Here is a 17,354-nt window from a genome sequence, read left to right as displayed (position 1 = left end):
CTCTTCCTACATTCAGGTTTAAACATCGCAGGTACTCGCTCATGCCGAGATGGGGCTAGGACGCTAGCTTCATCATGTCGAGAGAATCTAATCTCTCCACCTTTCTTGAGCTAGGAAATGTCAAATGAACCAAAATGCTGTTTGCAATATTCGATGCTTGAATTGGTCGATATTTTTTCATTCTGCCGATCATCATCGGCTTAAGTACCTTAAGAGCACCTTGAAGTAACTTTTCATCAGTTCTCTTCTCCTGTCGATCCCCCGCCAACGGGCCCGGATGTAGGAAAGTCGTTTTCTCAAAATCAAGTAATTCAACGTCATTTTCCATCTCCCCTTTGCAGCGAAGGTAATGTGAGCGAGCTTTACTATCAGCTCCAAGACATGACACGACGATCAGGTGTTTCACTCCAAGATCTTTCATGTTTTCTGCAGTCGACACGACTAGGTCAACATCAATTGCGCGAAGTTTATCTTTGGTACCCGATTTTTTAATCGTGCTACCTAAAGCGATAATCCCAACGTCCGGAAGATCTGAATCTAAATGGATTGCAGGAACACTTAGATTACTGTCAATTATCTGCTTCAATTTCTGATGTTGCGTATTGAGTTCACGTCGAGACAGTGCGTAAACAGTACTGATATTCTGACTGCCTAATAAAGTACTCAGCGTTTCTCGTCCAACTAAGCCACTCGAACCAGCAATAATGATTGATCTATTCATATGGAATTCACCGTTTAAAGTTATGTCGTCTCGACGTTGTATATATAATAAACGCAACAAACCGACCGGTCTAGTCAGGATATTGTCAACTTTGTCAGAATTAGACTGATCGGTTTACATATTCGAAGCTGAAACGCATTGGGATATGGAATATAGATCTGATTAGTGAGGGGTTAAAATGTGAACGCTCGACAAGTTTTGGGGAGATCATTACTGATACTACAAGAACCGGTAAGAGCCGATTTAAGTATCAGTATAGATATAGATGACTTGGTCATTAAATGAGCCGTTGAAATGTTTGGTACTTAAAACCGAGCGAGAGCTCAATGAGGATATCTAGGGGGATCATAGCTTTCAAATCGCCAATGGCAACGAAACAACATGAACACTTTACGTGTTAGGAGTTAGACTGCGTTTTGCTCACTGCAAGTTGTGTAAATTGATCTATTTATTGCTGAATATTCTCAAGAACAGACTCGGGAATAATGTTCTCTATCGCCACATACTGACCAACATCTAGGAATGCAAAACAGCTATAAGCCAAGCTACTCCAGCCTAAAATAGACAATGTCAGCATGCCAAATGTTTTCACGCCACTTTGATTCAATCTTTTCGAAACAAAGGTATAACTCGGAATTCCGACTAAAACAGGAGCCAAAATAGCCATCGAAAGTTGGCCGTATTGATCCCATTTTTTCATGAATTTTCTGAGCTTAGGTTTAAAGACAGCGCCTTTTTGTTTCTTAAATAAGGTTAAATAGACGGGTGCAATTTTCCAACCTGCATACGCAGCAATCATCGCTGGGATTAAATTAAACAACAGCATTTCTGGGTAGGAGTAAGATAGAAACGCGGCAATAGCAGGCCCTGAATAGGTTTTCCAAAGGCTTAACAACGCCATCGATAAACCAATAGCCAAGTATGTTTCAAATGCTAATGTCATGCTTTGATCTCCTCTCTCCGGTTTACTGCTTCAATGATCTGATTGTCTAATTTGAAGTGTTGAATGAATAATACACAACACAGACCGACCGGTCTAGTTGTAATTTTATTATCCTACGAGGACCTAGAAATATGAGGGGTACATACTCAAACCAGAGTGAATGAGTATTGGCGTCAATCTCGCAGCCGTGTAGACTCTAATTAAGGATAATCATTAACTTGAAAAGGAAAGAGTTTTGGCTGAATTCAAATACAAGCAACTAACTCAAGAAGAACAAGACAAGCTAGATGCCGCTTCATTTCGTCGCCTATTATCTCATCTAGACAACAATAAAGACGTGCAAAACATCGACCTAATGATCTTGGCTGGCTTTTGCCGAAATTGCTTTAGCAAATGGTATGCAGCAGAAGCTGAATTGATGGGAGTCGATTTAGATTTAGACGATGCACGTGAACGTGTTTATGGCATGACTTACGATGATTGGAAAGCTAACCATCAACCGAAAGCGACGCCTGAACAATTGGCCGCATTTGAAGCTCGCCAAGCGAAAAAGAGTTAAGAAATTGAACACCAAATAAGAATTCGTATCCTGAGCGAAGTTTTATTTTCGATTGAACGCATTCCTACTTTCAATCATCAATATTTAGCAAACAAAAAGCCCGACAACTAACAGGTTGTCGGGCTTTATTGATTAGCGTTGCTACTAATCGACGTGATTAAGCACTCAGATTAACCGTGGCTAGTTCTGCCCACGTTGTCATGGCTTAGCTCTTTGTTTAGAAGCGCTTCTACGTGACCCGGAGAACGTGTTGTACCAGAAATCAATCGATACATCGCAGGGATTACGAACAGAGTAACCAAGGTCGCAAAGCCCATACCGAAGAAGATAACCGTACCCACGGCCACTCGGCTTTCATAGCCCGCCCCCGTTGAGGTAATCAATGGAATTGCACCTGCTAGCGTAGTAAATGCCGTCATCATGATTGGACGTAAACGTCGAGCCGAAGCATCAATGATCGCCTTTTCAAACTCGATACCACGGTCACGAAGTTGGTTAGCAAACTCTACGATCAAGATACCGTTTTTGGTTACCATGCCGATCAACATGATCATACCGATCTGGCTGTACACGTTGAGACCTTGGCTCATCAGCACCAAGCCTAAGAAGCCACCAAAGATACCCATAGGTACGGTGAACATCACCACCAGCGGGTTAATGAAGCTCTCAAACTGCGCCGCAAGTACCAAGTACGCTACCAACATCGCTAACGCAAACACCACTAAGATGCTCGATTGGTTCTCTTTGAAATCTTTAGACTCACCAGAGTAGCTTACTGAGATATCACCCGGCAGTTGTTCAATCGCTTGTTCATCAAGGAAATCTAACGCATCACCCAGCGTATAACCTTCCATTAGGTTCGCTTTGATGGTCACCGACTTTTGCTTGTTGTAGTGCGACAAACGAATCGATGATGCCACTTCTTCAATGTGTGTCAGCGTATCAAGCGTGACTAATTCGCCAGACTGAGTTCGCATGTAGATTTGACTTAAATCGTTGGCGTTGTTGAAGCTGTTTTCATCACCACGCAGGTAAACATCGTACTCTTCACCACGGTCAACGAAAGTAGTTTCACTGCGGCCGCCAAGCATGATTTCTAACGTATCTGAAATATCAGAAACACTCACACCTAACTCTGCGGCACGCTGCTTATCTACGGTTACCAATAGCTCTGGTGTTTTCTCAGAGTAATCGATGTCCGCGCCTTCCATCATTGGTGAATCTTCAGCGGCTTGCTTTAACAGTTCGCCCCACTTCTGAAGTTCGGTGTAATCAGAACCGCCAAGTACGAATTGAACGGGCTCACTTGAACCACCTTTGAAGCCCGGCATGAACGGGAATACACGTACATCAGGGATGCCATTCAACGATTTACGAACTTCATTCAAGGCTTCTTGCGCGGTCACATCGCGCTCGTCCCAATCTTCTAGGATCATGATAACGAAGCCTGTTTGGTCGCCCGCATTACCACCAAATGCTGGTGATTGAATGCTGAATGATTTCAAGAAACCTTGACCAAGTAACGGCATTAGGCGCTCTTCAACGATGTCCATGTTGGCAGACATTCGGTTGTAACTGGTTGCATCAGCACCACGTACGAACGCAAAGATAACACCACGGTCTTCTTGCGGAGTCAGTTGCGAAGGCACTTGTTGCATCAAACCATAACTACCGCCCATACACGCAATAATGATGATTGGAGCTGCCCAGCGCCAGTTTAGAGCACGACGCAATACCGCTCTGTAACCTTTTTCAAGCTTGCCGAACACGCGCTCAATGAATAAGTTGAAGCGGTTAGGTTTCACATTCGCTTTTAGGATCTTACTGCCCAGAACTGGCGTTAACGTTAATGCCACGACAGACGAGAAGATCACTGACATCGCCAGCAATACAGAGAACTCAGTAAACAGAAGACCTACCATGCCATCCATGAACGAGATTGGCAGGAATACCATTACCAATACAAGCGTCGTTGCGATTACCGCAAAGCCTACTTCACGCGTACCTTTATAAGCGGCAAGCAATGGCGATTCGCCGCGCTCAATATGGTGGAAAATGTTCTCTACTACTACGATGGCGTCATCTACAACCAGACCGATAGATAGGATAAGAGCCATCAAGGTAATCAGGTTAATAGAGAAACCAAAGTAGTATGCTGCGATAAACGACGAGATCAAAGATACAGGAACCGTTACTGCTGGGATCAACGTTGCACGTGCTTGACCAATAAAGACGTAAAGCACAAGGATAACCAAGCCACCCGTAATAAAGAGTGTGCTGTATACCTCTGAGATAGAACGATCGATAAAGACCGTTGAGTCATAATCGACAGCCAGACGCGTACCGTCAGGCAGGAATTTCTGAATCGCTTCAACTTCTTTATGGACTAAGTCAGCCACCTCAAGTGGGTTTGCATCTGATTGAGGCACAATACCCATACTTACGTTAACAACGCCGTCACTCTTAAAGGTCGAGTTTTCGTTCTCGGCACCGATGTAAACATCCGCTACATCTTTCAAGTAAATAGGTGTGTTATCAGAAGCACGTTTTACGACTAGGTATTCGAAGTCTTTCGCTTCAGTGTAAGAACGCGCAGTACGAACCGACATCACGATCGCATCGTTACGAACTTCACCGCCCGGGCTTTCAATGTTCTCACTGTTCAACGCTGCAGTAATGTCAGACGCAGTAACACCACGGCCAGCCATCAGCGCAGGTTTAAGCTTCACGTACATTACTTTGTACAAGCCACCCGAGATATCCACCGAGCTCACGCCAGAGATCAAACTGAAACGGTCAATCAACACACGTTCTGTGTAGTCGGTTAACTGCGTTCGGTCCATTTCGGTTGAACTTAGGTTGATATAAACCGATGCTTCGCCGCTACCATTGTTCTTATAAACAATCGGATCGTCGGCTTCATCTGGCAAAGAACGCTGTGCACGAGCTACCGCATCACGAACATCACTGACACCCGTATTAAGGTCGTAACCCAGTTCGAAAGTAATCGTGATACGCGACATGCCGTTACGCGTCGTGGACTCGATCTCATCGATACCACTGATTCCGGATAACTGGTCTTCAAGATTGGAGGTTATTTGGCTTTCAATGATGGTGGCCGATGCACCCTCGTAACGAGTACTGATCGAAACCACTGGGCTTTCAATATCAGGCATCTCACGCACGGCGAGCTTATTGAAAGAGACAATACCAAACACAACCAATAGCAGGCTCAATACGACAGCCGCTACTGGTCTCTTTACAGAAACATCAGATAACAACATTAGTTAGCGCCTTCTTGTGCTTTTTTATCGCTTGCAGAATCTGCTGGGCGATTAACAGCGAGCTCTTGAACCAACACACCGTCACGCATATTCACAATGCCTTGAACAACGATTTTCTGGCCAATCTCGATGCCCTTTTCGATCACAACTTCGTTATCGATACGTGCGCCAAGGAAAACTTCGGTACGAGTCGCTTTATTGTCTTCACCAATCACGTAAACAAAGCGTTTAGTGCCTGAGTACTCCAACGCTTGTACTGGGATGATCGGCGCTTCAACCGGCGGGAAGTCCATATCAGCCGACACTAACATGCCTGGCTTTAGGTAATCGTTATTGTTGTCGAAGTGAATTCGAACTCGCAGGTTCAGGGTTTCAGCGTTGATACGAGAATCAATGCCAACCACTGTACCGGTAAATTGAGTATCGCCCCACGCGCTAGTGCGAGCGGTGACTTTCATGCCTTTTGATAGCATTGAAAGGTAGCGTTCTGGGATCTGCAGGTCTAACTGCATCACAGACAGATCATCTAGAGTCACCAGTTCAGTGCCTGATGTCACCATTTTGCCTCGGCTAAAGTCGATAAAACCGACCGTGCCAGAGAAAGGTGCGCTGATGTGAAGATCTTTTAGGTTGGCATTTGCCGCAGCTAAACGAGCATTTGCAATCTCAACATTGGTTTTCTGTGCATCAATTTCCGTTTGAGTGATCGCGTTACGTTTCACTAGGCGTTGAAATTCCGCCAGCTTACGTTGTTCGTCTTTTAGATATGCTTGAGCTTCTGCAACGGCGGCTTTCGCTTTATCGTCGTCTAGCTGAACCAACATCTGCCCTTTAGTGACATCTTGGTTCGCTTTGATCTTGATAGAGTCGACTCGGCCAGCCACTTCAGAAGTGATCATTACAGATTGTTCGGCTTCTAACTTACCGACCAAAGAAAGAGATTGGCTAACTTGGTGAATATCAACCTGCTCAGTAACAACAGTGACAGTGCTAGGGCCCATACGTTTAGCAAGTGCGGCTGGAGACGCCATAAGAATAGACAAGCTAAGCAGGGTTATAACAGATTTATGCTTCATAATAATGGTCTGCAAGTAAGATTTATTATCTATAAATGAAATTAACCGTATTCTATCAACTAATGAATACTGTAACGTCAAGAAGTGTAAATCTAGATTAAATTCCATTTACGTTTCATCACGTTTTAGACACATTGAACACAATACAGAAAGCCAATCACCTCAAGGTGTTACCCCTCAGTACGTAAACCTTAGTACAGATGTTCACTTCACGAGCAATATGCGTACTTTTCGCCATCTTTGCCCAAAAAGGCAGCATTTAACACAAAACCATAAGAAAAACCCTTTACACGTTTAACGTGTTTGCTATGATGCGCTCCGCACTTGAGAGATGCGTTGGGAAAAACATCTCTTTAGCCTATCCATTATGAGTTAGGAAAAAACACCCTGGAGGGGTTCCCGAGTGGCCAAAGGGAGCAGACTGTAAATCTGCCGGCTCCGCCTTCGATGGTTCGAATCCGTCTCCCTCCACCATATTTCTTCTTACCTCTTTTAAGAGTTAAGAGAACAACCTGATTGATGGGCTTATGGGAAAACATCAATTTAGGCTTACTTTGTGAAAAGTAAGACACACCCTGGAGGGGTTCCCGAGTGGCCAAAGGGAGCAGACTGTAAATCTGCCGGCACTGCCTTCGATGGTTCGAATCCGTCTCCCTCCACCATATTCTTCTTACCTCTTTCGAGAGTTAAGAGAACAACCTAGTTGATGGGCTTATGGGAAAACATCAATTTAGGCTTACTTTGTGAAGAGTAAGACACACCCTGGAGGGGTTCCCGAGTGGCCAAAGGGAGCAGACTGTAAATCTGCCGGCACTGCCTTCGATGGTTCGAATCCGTCTCCCTCCACCATATTCTTCTTACCTCTTTCGAGAGTTAAGAGAACAACCTGATTGATGGGCTTATGGGAAAACATCAATTTAGGCTTACTTTGTGAAAAGTAAGACACACCCTGGAGGGGTTCCCGAGTGGCCAAAGGGAGCAGACTGTAAATCTGCCGGCACTGCCTTCGATGGTTCGAATCCGTCTCCCTCCACCATATTCTTCTTACCTCTTTCGAGAGTTAAGAGAACAACCTAGTTGATGGGCTTATGGGAAAACATCAATTTAGGCTTACTTTGTGAAGAGTAAGACACACCCTGGAGGGGTTCCCGAGTGGCCAAAGGGAGCAGACTGTAAATCTGCCGGCACTGCCTTCGATGGTTCGAATCCGTCTCCCTCCACCATATTCTTCTTATCTCTTTTAAGAGTTAAGAGAACAACCTGATTGATGGGCTTATGGGAAAACATCAATTTAGGCTTACTTTGTGAAAAGTAAGACACACCCTGGAGGGGTTCCCGAGTGGCCAAAGGGAGCAGACTGTAAATCTGCCGGCACTGCCTTCGATGGTTCGAATCCGTCTCCCTCCACCATATTCTTCTTACCTCTTTCGAGAGTTAAGAGAACAACCTAGTTGATGGGCTTATGGGAAAACATCAATTTAGGCTTACTTTGTGAAGAGTAAGACACACCCTGGAGGGGTTCCCGAGTGGCCAAAGGGAGCAGACTGTAAATCTGCCGGCACTGCCTTCGATGGTTCGAATCCGTCTCCCTCCACCATATTCTCCTTAATTGGAAAATCGAAAAGCCAACTCATTGAGTTGGCTTTTTTCGTTTCTGAACGCTTTATTGGTAAGCCCTGCCTTATCAAGGTTAGACTTAAAGCCGCTTCTGTCCAAGTTCAACACTTCAAACTTCTATCCGTAGATCTAACAACAGGATTGAATTTCTTGAAGAGCACTGAGCGCTCAGTCTCTCCAGACTTCCATGTGGCGTTCACATACCAAGTAAGCAGCGCAACCTAAGCAGTTTGTAGACACATGCTCCTCACACTCATCCGCTATTTGTTGTTTCTGCTGTAGTGGTAGTTCAGGTTCTAGTATCGGCTCGAAAAACTCAGTCGTCACGATTAACACCCCTATTTTGGTTAGATACCCCGATTGAATATCTAAATAGAATGAGTAACTTACGTTCAGCTTAACTCACCATCAGCACAAAGTATCACTATAAATAACTGTCGTGATGGTACTGTGTCTACAAACGCGAATATCGACAGAACCGCATCTTCTATAAGCTGAAGGCAAACGTCCTTCTTATAATTTACAGTTCTAAACAACCGGACACAAAAAAGCCCCTACAGATTTCTCCGTAGGGGCTTTCAATAATCAAAGTAGTGTCTCGTTAACTCATTTTTCGTTAACTATCGAGATTAACCTTGAATACCAACAATTAACCAAGGCGCATTGTCAGTAGTTAGATCGCGCTCTAAGTGCCAGATATCAGTGATATCTTCTTCGATGCCATCCGCTGTATCACGGTAACGACCACTAAACTGTAGGCTTAGTTGTGCTTTGCTACCATCGTGGTCAGCACGAACGATTTCAGCATCAACGTACATTACGTCTGTGTGCTGATCACCGTCTAGCTTGTTACGCTCAGCTTTTAGGTCTTCAAATAGGCTTGGAGACACGTACTCTTCAATCGTGTTTAGCTCGTTGTGGTTCCATGCACCTTGCAGTGTACGGTAGTGCTCACGAGAGCCATTGATGAAGGCCGCTTGATCAAAGCCCGGTGGGTAGTTATGTGGAACATCGCTTTGTGCACCAAAACCGAAACCACCAGCACTGCCTTGTGATTGAGGTTGTGCTTGCTCGAAGTTATGAACATTTGGCTGTTGCTGCTTTGGTTGTTCAAACTTGTTCTGACCCATGCCACCGAATGCTGGCTGTTGACCACGTGCATTCTGCTGATTCATAGAGCCCTGCTTAGCACCCAACATTCCGCGTAGGAATTTAAACGCTAGGAAAGCGATCAGACCCATAATCAGAATATCCATGAACTGGATACCTTCAAATGCGCCACCAAAGAACGCTGCTAATAGACCACCAGCAAGTAGACCACCTAGCAGACCGCCCATAAGGCCTTTCTTGCTAGAGTTAGCAGCTGTGTTCTTACCCGTTTGATCTTGACGGATCGAATTCGTATTTTGTTGTTTTGGTGCTGGAGCCGTTTTAAAGCTTTTGCCAAATGACTTACCACCACCAAACTTTTTCGCTTCCGCGATTGGCGTCACCGCGACTGTTACCAACAGGATCGCGACTAGTGAGAAAAATCGTTTCATTATTATCCTTTATAGGTTTCTTTATCTTTCGACACCTTAATCATACTCGTTAACAAAGAACAATGAAATATTCACGGTGTTTACACATGTATCATAATATTGCGGCTATTAATTGGTTACTTAATTAGCGGAAGGATTGACGGCTATCGGGGAGGGCATTAAAATATTGAACGATGTTCATTTACTAGAAACTAATCATGGCACGCAGAAACGATCACACTCGAGAACAATTAGTTCAGCTGACTTTAAAGACAGTGACAGACTTTTTAGACCAGCACTCTTATCACGAGTTAAGTCTACGTAAAATTGCCAATATGATTGGTTACGTTCCTAGTACATTGGTGAATGTATTCGGTAACTACAACCTACTGCTTTTGCACGTTGTTGCTCAAACATTAGATGAACTGGCGTCTGAATCAGCGGCCGCAGTTGAACAATCAAGCAATCCTCAGCAAGCTCTATTCAACCTTGCTTACTGCTACCATGACTTTGCACAAAAACACCCTCACCGTTGGCAGCTTATTTTTGAGCACAACATGAATGGTGAAAACCTTCCTGAATGGCAATCGAACCGTATCGATAAAATGACCGGTATGCTTGAGCAGCTTCTAGTGGCTATTGCTCCTGAACATACAGAAAGTGAAGTTGTTAAAGCCAGCCGTGTATTATGGTCTGGAGTACATGGAATTACTCTACTTAGCGTTGATGATAAGTTTTTCGCTTCCGAGCCTATCGATGGTAAAGAACTGATCAATAACCTAATCTCAAACTACTTAACCAACTGGTAAGCATCCAAGGAAAGAGAATGAACAACAGCAGCCAATCTTCGCTGTTAACGCAAAAAAGGTTCCTACCCTACTTTATTACCCAATTTCTGGGAGCCTTTAATGACAACATCTTCAAAAATGTTCTGTTACTGTTTGTTGCTTTCGCAAGCGTAGACACGCTGCCTATCTCCAGTAATTTATTCATAAATTTGGCTGCAGGCCTGTTTATTCTGCCCTTCTTCCTGTTTTCTGCTTTAGCCGGTGTACTGGCTGACAAATACGAAAAATCTTGGTTTATCCGAAAAGTTAAGCTCCTTGAAGTGGTGATCATGTCACTGGGCGCGATCGGATTTATCTATGAAAGCTACGGCATATTGCTATTACTGCTGTTTCTGATGGGGACACAAAGTGCCTTCTTTGGTCCAGTGAAATACGCCCTACTTCCACAACAACTAGAGACAAAAGAGCTCGTTTCTGGCAATGCTCTGGTTGAGACTGGAACATTCCTAGCGATTCTGATTGGTACTCTTGGTGCTGGCATTATTGCTTCAGAAGAAGGCGCTAAGCTCATTGCTGCGGTGTGTATCGTGTCATTCGCCGTTCTTGGTTACGTATCAAGCTGCTTTATACCTGAAGCGCCAAGTAACGCCCCTGATTTGAAAGTGAAGTGGCAGCCAATAAAGCTGACCCGAGCAACACTTGCGATTGCCAAAAAAGACCGCCCAACCTTCCAAGCGCTGATGTCTATCAGCTGGTTTTGGTTCCTTGGCGCGGCTTATCTCACTCAATTCCCAAATTTCACTAAGCTGCATTTAAATGGCACTGAAAGTTCGGTCGCCTTTTTACTAGCACTGTTCTCTGTAGGCATTGCCATCGGTTCTTTAGCGTGTGACAAGTTGTCCAATCACAGAATTGAGATCGGCATAGTGCCAATGGGCAGCTTGGGGATTTCAGTATTTGGTCTATTGATGGCGATATCGATTCCTGAGTCGTTGCCTTATTTCGGCTCGTTCCACCAATTCGTCACCCACTCAGAACTTTGGCCACTGTTTGCTTACTTGTTACTGCTTGGGATATCTGGCGGTATATTTATTGTTCCTCTGTACTCCTTGATGCAGTTACGAGCAAAGCCAGATGAGCGAGCGCAAGTCATTGCCGGACTCAACATCTACAACTCACTGTTCATGGTGGGAAGTGCTGTACTAGGCATCGTTTGCCTGAGTGTACTCGAGCTTTCCATTCCACAGCTGTTTGTGTTGCTAGCGGCGGGTAACACTTTGGTGATGCTATACCTGTTTTATCAGGTGCCTATCTATGCGTTCCGCTTCTTCACTTGGGTGGTGACTCACACCATGTATCGCGTGAAACATAAGAACCTGCATCACTTACCTGAGAAAGGCGGCGCGCTAATCGTCTGTAATCATGTGAGTTATATGGATGCATTGCTGCTGAGTGCGGTTTGCCCACGTTTGATTCGCTTTGTGATGGAAGAGGATTACACCAAGTTACCGCCGATTCGACGCTTCTTGAAAAGAGCTGGGGTTATTCCAATCTCCGCGACCAATCGCGGCTCTATTCGTAACGCTTTCAAAGAAGTGGAACAAGCGCTTCATGAAGGTCACATCGTGTGTATCTTCCCTGAAGGTAAACTCACCTCTGATGGTGAAGTGGCAGAGTTCATGCGTGGCATGGAGCTGATTATTAGACGCTCTCCTGTCCCTGTGATTCCAATGGCACTTAAAGGCCTTTGGGGCAGCTACTTTAGCCGCTTCAGAGGACGAGCATGCAAAGGGCTACCAAGCCGTTTCTGGACTAAGTTAGAGATTGAAGCTGGTGAACCTATTCCACCGAAGGAAGCGACGTGTGAGACACTTCGTCAATCGGTTGCTAAGCTCCGTGGATCGCTACGATAACTCGTTGAACTCACGCTTTATTACGCCAAATTCATAGCTATGAACAAACGTTTAGTTTTTCTTAACGTTTGTTCAATTCATTTAGACTTACTTATCATTAAGTTAAGCGTATAGTCTTCGCTATGCTGCCATAACCAGAAACGACAAAAACAATATAATGAAAATGAATAAGTCCATTCCGTTTTATCTTGCTGCTCTATTTTGCTTAACCCCATGGGTAAGCTCCCCTACTGCACTGGTTATCGGCTTTCTGCTTGCGAGCTTAGGCTTGGTGCCTGAGAACGTAGAGGTTGGCAAATTGACTAAAAAACTTCTGGCCTACTCTATTGTCGGCTTAGGTTTTGGTATTCAATTTGAGAAAGCGCTAGCGGTAACGGGCGACGGTATCGGTTTGATCATCACTACCATCATCGGCACGCTGGTGATTGGCTGGCTCTTAGCGAAACGCATGGGGCTAGATCGCACCACAGGCTATCTTATCTCTTCTGGTACCGCTATTTGTGGTGGTAGCGCGATTGCAGCCGTAGCGCCAGCCATCAAAGCAGAAGATGAACAAATTGGTTTAGCGCTGGCTACCGTCTTCGTATTGAACTCAGTGGCGCTATTTCTATTTCCAATGATTGGCCATGCGCTTGAATTAAGCCAACAGACTTTCGGTACCTGGGCGGCAATCGCGATTCACGATACCTCTTCGGTTGTTGGTGCAGCATCAGCTTATGGTGAGGAAGCACTGACTACCGCGACAACACTTAAGCTAGCGCGTGCACTTTGGATCATCCCAATTGCTTTGGTCAGCGCAATGATCTTCAAGAGTGATCAAAAGAAGATTACCGTGCCTTACTTCATTTTCTTCTATTGCGCGGCTATCGCGGTAAGTGACTTATTGCCACAGTTTGAGATGGTGTATCAGGGGATCTTTGATGTGTCTAAGCGTGCGTTGGTTGTGTGTCTGTTCTTGATTGGCTGCGGCATCTCTGTAGAGAAACTGAAAGCGGCCGGACCAAAGCCATTGATGTTTGGTATTTCGATGTGGGTGATGATTTCTACAGGTTCGTTAGCTTGGTTAACGCTCGCTTAATCTCGCGAAAACTGAATCTCTCACAAAAATAGCGCACAACAAAACAAAAAGGCAAAGCTCGTATGGGCTTTGCCTTTATCGTTTGTCATCTATATTGACCAAACTACTATTCAAACAGGGGCTTATCACTCTTCTTGCTCTCTCTTTTCATCAAAACCAATGCCACAACTAATACAAACGCGGTGAGCTCAGCTAACGAGCGTGTCAGCCCTGACGATGTTATCGCTTGGCCTATCTGCAGTAATACCGCAATGATGAGCGCAATTTTCATAATAAGACCTTATTCTATAATCCGTTATTTATATGGCTTATTATGATGGATGGTTATAAAGATAATAAATTCTGTTTTGAACTATCTAATTGCTAAATTAACTAACTGCCTTCCAACTTAGTAAATCCACTATTTTCTTTCAAGAAACGCTTACTTCAAATTCCTATGTTGAGACAACCAAGATACCAATCCCGCTCTCGATACCTTAATGCCCTGTTGTTCTTGTTCTGGCATACGGTAGTACTCGATAGGGAACTTAAATCGCTCTAGGCTTCCTTGTAGCTGCTCTGCAAACCACTCTTTGGTTGGCAATTCATCACAGTCCACAATTGCAACTGGCCTAAAACCAAATTCGCTGTCTTCAACGGATACGATAAAGGCTTGCTTAACTTCGGGCAGCTGATTGAGGGCACGCTCAATTTCTTCACAGTGAATATTCTCACCGCCAGAAATAAACTGGTTGTCGGCTCTGCCAATAATCGACACTTGCTTGCCATCCCACAGGCCAAGATCTTTGCTATCAAACCAACCGTGCTCGTCCACCAATGGCGTTAATTGGCCTTGATAGTAGTAACCGGAAGCGAGGGTGTCACCTCCAATATAGATACGTTGGTTTTCAATTTTCAATTGACGATGATTAAGCACGAAACCAGCAGTGCTGCTTGCATCAACTGGCTTTGCAGTCACCGTTGAGGCCGCTTCTGTCATGCCATAGCCAAGCCAAGTTTCAATCCCCATTTGCTTAGCTTCAAGGCCAAGCACTTCTGGAATATGGCTACCACCCAACAACACATGCGTTAAAGTAAGTGCTTGCTTACCCTTTAATAACCTATGCAGCTGCGTAGCGACTAACGAGGCATGGCTGCAACCTTCGATGTCTGATTCAAGCTTACCAGAGCCTATTTTTATACAGCCACCAGCAGCCAACCAACGATGAACAATCGCCAGCCCTGACACATGGTACACAGGTAAACTCAGCAGCCAAGTGTCACTACTTTTAAATTGAAAGACATCCAATAAGCCAGACGCTGAACATAGGTGCTGTTCAAGTGTGTGAGCTACTGCTTTCGGGTTTCCAGTAGAACCCGAAGTAAATACGATGCTTGCAAGGTTTTGAGGATTGAAACTAGAAGAATCTGAAGGTGCGACTAGCTGTTCATCGACATCCAGTTCATTCAAACAAGGTAAGGTAAGCAACTGGGTATTGAGGTCTGCAACATCAGACAGTTCTAAGCCGCCACTTTCTAACAACCATAGATAATGTCTATCTGATGGACTATGGAGCGATTCAAGCTTTTGCATTAAACGAGCAGCAGGCTGAGGCATAGTGAACGCACAAAGTACACCTAGATTAAGTGCCGCAAGATAAACGGGGATCACTTCAGCTTGGTTCTTACCAACAATAGTCAACACATCCCCTTCAGAGAGGCCTTGTTCAGATAGCCGTTGTTGGTAATCACTCACTAACACAGCAACTTGCAGCCAAGTGTAAGCGCGATTAGGAGTGATTAACGCTGTTTGATGTGGGTTCTGCTGCGCCCACTGTACCCAAAGTGGGTGATGATTAGATTGAGGGCGCATCATAAGATAACCAAGTTATAAATTGAAACTGACTAAGCCAACCGAACAGTCGGCTTAAGAAGACCAAATCAATTGCTGCTGCTCAAGGGTAACAACTGGAAGTTGGCAATCTGGCCATGACACTTCTAGCTGTTGTTGATACAAGCCAATCGTATCCAACCCCGGCACTTCATTAGGTAAGTATTGCTGTGCCAATCGCGCAATCTGAGTTAAGCCAAGGCTCGACTCAATGCTTGAGCTTAATACTGGTTTAATCCCAAGTTGTTGTGCGCGTTCAATGATTGCCACACAGCGCTCTACCGAGCCAATCAAGGTTGGTTTAATCACAACCGCTTTAACACCAGTCAGATCGCTGAGATCAAATTCTGGGCTTCTTACCGCTTCTTGCAGGGTTTCATCCCACGCAATCGCAACGCCGTGATCAATAGCAAATGCCAAGCTGTCTTCTGGCTTTTGGCAAGGCTCTTCAATAAAGCTAATACGCTGACGCAGTGACGGCGAAATGTACTTGATGAACTGCTTCGCTTTTTCAGGCTTCCACGCGCGGTTAGCATCAAGTCTTAGCGTTAAATCAGGAATCGATTCAAGGAATAAGCTCACCAACATGCCATCACGAATCGCTTCATAAAGGCCAACTTTTACTTTAGCGACCTTCTCGCCTTTCATCTCATTGAGTACAGGGATCAACTCATCAGGATCGCCGGTACACAAAGGCGCAGCTTGGTAGTTACCTTCTGCGTTAAGATCGCCGCGTAGTTCCATCATCGCCATCGAAAAGCCAAACGCCACTGAGGGATATAACTCATCGAATGAGGTGTGAGGTTTGTTGTGACTCCAAAGCTCTAGCTCGCTTTGCAACTGAATACCGGCTTGCTCAGCATCTTCTTGGCTAAATCCCGGTAGAGGTGCAACTTCACCAAAACCAGTTTTACCATCACACTCAAGCTGGATGATGTAACCAACGCGCTCGTTCAGCTTATTGTCACGCAGCACCACACCGCTATCCATAGGTAATTGATAACGGTAGAGTTTAGCGTGACGCTGGGAATTCATTGAATTCATAAGATTTCCTAAAAAACGGGAACATCAAAACAAAACGAGCCGCTATTTAGCGACTCATTTTGAAGAGGATAAAGCTATGGGTTACGCGGGAATTTGTCGAAATCAGGTCGACGTTTCTCGTTAAACGCATTGCGGCCTTCTTGGCCTTCCTCTGTCATGTAGAACATCATAGTTGCGTTACCTGCTAGCTCTTGCAGACCCGCTTGACCATCACAGTCAGCATTAAGAGCTGCTTTCAAACAACGTAGAGCCATTGGGCTGTGCTGCAGCACTTCACGACACCAACGAACAGTTTCTTTTTCTAGGTCAGCGACAGGAACAACCGTGTTTACAAGGCCCATATCCAATGCTTCTTGAGCATCGTAGAAACGGCATAGGAACCAGATTTCACGCGCTTTCTTCTGACCAACGATACGAGCCATGTAAGAAGCACCCCAGCCGCCATCGAATGAACCTACTTTAGGACCCGTCTGACCGAATTGTGCGTTTTCAGCGGCAATAGTAAGGTCTGCCATCATATGAAGAACATGACCGCCACCTACAGCCCAACCCGATACCGCTGCGATAACTGGTTTTGGACAAGTACGAATTTGACGTTGGAAATCAAGTACGTTCAAGTGGTGTGTACCTGAATCATCTTGGTAGCCGCCGTAGTCACCACGGATACTTTGGTCACCACCAGAACAGAACGCCTTCTCACCAAGACCAGTCAAAATGATTACGCCAACCTTCTCGTCATAACGAGCATCAGCCAGTGCATTGATCATCTCTTTTACGGTTTGTGGACGGAACGCATTGTGTACTTGAGGACGAGCAATCGTGATTTTCGCAATACCGTCGTCAGACTTGTGGTACTGAATATCTTCAAATTGACTGCTTTCATCGCGCCAGTTAACGGCTGCGTAAAGTTCTTCTTCTGTGATGCCTACTGTTTTAGCCAT

Annotated in this window: 13 protein-coding genes and 7 tRNA genes; 11 read left to right on the top strand and 9 right to left on the bottom strand. The window is 45.0% G+C overall.

The window, feature by feature from the left end; genetic code table 11:
* Positions 1–55: 55 nt before the first annotated feature.
* Both FLM53_RS12670 and FLM53_RS12665 read right to left on the bottom strand, forming a co-directional pair.
* A complete protein-coding gene (locus FLM53_RS12670) occupies positions 56–721 on the bottom strand; it encodes an NAD(P)H-binding protein (RefSeq protein WP_176681751.1) in 666 nt (221 codons plus the stop codon).
* Positions 722–1,169: 448 nt separating this feature from the next.
* Positions 1,170–1,664 (bottom strand): hypothetical protein, encoded by a 495-nt coding sequence (locus FLM53_RS12665; RefSeq protein ID WP_176681752.1) that lies wholly within the window; start codon positions 1,662–1,664, stop codon positions 1,170–1,172.
* A 235-nt stretch (positions 1,665–1,899) separates the two neighbouring features.
* Between FLM53_RS12665 and FLM53_RS12660 the strand changes: the two genes are divergently transcribed.
* Entirely contained in the window at positions 1,900–2,223 is a 324-nt protein-coding gene (locus FLM53_RS12660) for a DUF1244 domain-containing protein (protein WP_176681753.1), read from the top strand.
* Positions 2,224–2,393: 170 nt separating this feature from the next.
* On the opposite strand, the gene vexH is transcribed toward FLM53_RS12660, so the two are convergent.
* Entirely contained in the window at positions 2,394–5,507 is a 3,114-nt protein-coding gene (vexH, locus tag FLM53_RS12655; protein WP_108020301.1) for a vibriobactin export RND transporter permease subunit VexH, read from the bottom strand.
* A complete protein-coding gene (locus FLM53_RS12650) occupies positions 5,507–6,583 on the bottom strand; it encodes an efflux RND transporter periplasmic adaptor subunit (RefSeq protein WP_176681754.1) in 1,077 nt (358 codons plus the stop codon). Before FLM53_RS12650 ends, vexH begins: the two co-directional genes overlap by 1 nt.
* Positions 6,584–6,972: 389 nt before the next feature.
* Between FLM53_RS12650 and FLM53_RS12645 the strand changes: the two genes are divergently transcribed.
* From FLM53_RS12645 to FLM53_RS12615, 7 genes are all read left to right on the top strand, one after another.
* Positions 6,973–7,057 (top strand) — tRNA-Tyr (locus tag FLM53_RS12645).
* Between the two features lie 103 nt (positions 7,058–7,160).
* Positions 7,161–7,245 (top strand) — tRNA-Tyr (locus FLM53_RS12640).
* A 102-nt stretch (positions 7,246–7,347) separates the two neighbouring features.
* A tRNA-Tyr gene (locus FLM53_RS12635) sits at positions 7,348–7,432 on the top strand.
* A gap of 102 nt (positions 7,433–7,534) precedes the next feature.
* Positions 7,535–7,619 (top strand) — tRNA-Tyr (locus FLM53_RS12630).
* 102 nt (positions 7,620–7,721) lie between these two features.
* Positions 7,722–7,806, top strand: a tRNA-Tyr gene (locus tag FLM53_RS12625).
* A 102-nt stretch (positions 7,807–7,908) separates the two neighbouring features.
* Positions 7,909–7,993, top strand: a tRNA-Tyr gene (locus FLM53_RS12620).
* A gap of 102 nt (positions 7,994–8,095) precedes the next feature.
* Positions 8,096–8,180 (top strand) — tRNA-Tyr (locus tag FLM53_RS12615).
* Positions 8,181–8,829: 649 nt separating this feature from the next.
* On the opposite strand, the gene FLM53_RS12610 is transcribed toward FLM53_RS12615, so the two are convergent.
* Positions 8,830–9,741 (bottom strand): Tim44 domain-containing protein, encoded by a 912-nt coding sequence (locus tag FLM53_RS12610; protein ID WP_176681755.1) that lies wholly within the window; start codon positions 9,739–9,741, stop codon positions 8,830–8,832.
* 197 nt (positions 9,742–9,938) lie between these two features.
* On the opposite strand from FLM53_RS12610, the gene FLM53_RS12605 reads away from it, so the two are divergent.
* The 3 genes from FLM53_RS12605 to FLM53_RS12595 all read left to right on the top strand — a co-directional run bounded on the left by FLM53_RS12605 (position 9,939) and on the right by FLM53_RS12595 (position 13,499).
* Positions 9,939–10,529, top strand: a complete 591-nt coding sequence (locus tag FLM53_RS12605) for a TetR/AcrR family transcriptional regulator (RefSeq protein ID WP_176681756.1) — start codon at positions 9,939–9,941, stop codon at positions 10,527–10,529.
* A gap of 17 nt (positions 10,530–10,546) precedes the next feature.
* On the top strand, positions 10,547–12,421 hold the full coding sequence (locus FLM53_RS12600) for an MFS transporter (RefSeq protein ID WP_176681757.1): 1,875 nt from the start codon (positions 10,547–10,549) through the stop codon (positions 12,419–12,421).
* 157 nt (positions 12,422–12,578) lie between these two features.
* Positions 12,579–13,499 carry a YeiH family protein gene (locus FLM53_RS12595; RefSeq protein ID WP_176681758.1) on the top strand — a complete coding sequence of 307 codons (921 nt, stop codon included), beginning with the start codon at positions 12,579–12,581 and terminating at the stop codon, positions 13,497–13,499.
* A 106-nt stretch (positions 13,500–13,605) separates the two neighbouring features.
* Here the strand turns inward: FLM53_RS12595 and FLM53_RS12590 are convergent, their stop codons facing one another.
* The 4 genes from FLM53_RS12590 to menB form a co-directional block, all read right to left on the bottom strand.
* The gene (locus FLM53_RS12590) at positions 13,606–13,770 is read right to left on the bottom strand and encodes a hypothetical protein (RefSeq protein ID WP_176681759.1); all 165 of its coding nucleotides are present in this window, start codon (positions 13,768–13,770) and stop codon (positions 13,606–13,608) included.
* Positions 13,771–13,920: 150 nt separating this feature from the next.
* Positions 13,921–15,354, bottom strand: coding sequence for an o-succinylbenzoate--CoA ligase (gene menE / locus FLM53_RS12585; protein WP_176681760.1), 1,434 nt, complete (start codon positions 15,352–15,354; stop codon positions 13,921–13,923).
* 51 nt (positions 15,355–15,405) lie between these two features.
* The gene (menC, locus tag FLM53_RS12580) at positions 15,406–16,413 is read right to left on the bottom strand and encodes an o-succinylbenzoate synthase (protein ID WP_176681761.1); all 1,008 of its coding nucleotides are present in this window, start codon (positions 16,411–16,413) and stop codon (positions 15,406–15,408) included.
* A 74-nt stretch (positions 16,414–16,487) separates the two neighbouring features.
* Positions 16,488–17,354 carry a 1,4-dihydroxy-2-naphthoyl-CoA synthase gene (menB, locus tag FLM53_RS12575; protein WP_010439547.1) on the bottom strand — a complete coding sequence of 289 codons (867 nt, stop codon included), beginning with the start codon at positions 17,352–17,354 and terminating at the stop codon, positions 16,488–16,490.

The sequence above is a fragment of the Vibrio sp. Scap24 genome, assembly GCF_013394185.1.
Classification (GTDB): domain Bacteria; phylum Pseudomonadota; class Gammaproteobacteria; order Enterobacterales; family Vibrionaceae; genus Vibrio; species Vibrio pomeroyi.
The sequence above is the reverse complement of the archived record's forward strand: the minus strand, read 5'-3'. Positions and strand labels throughout refer to the sequence as shown.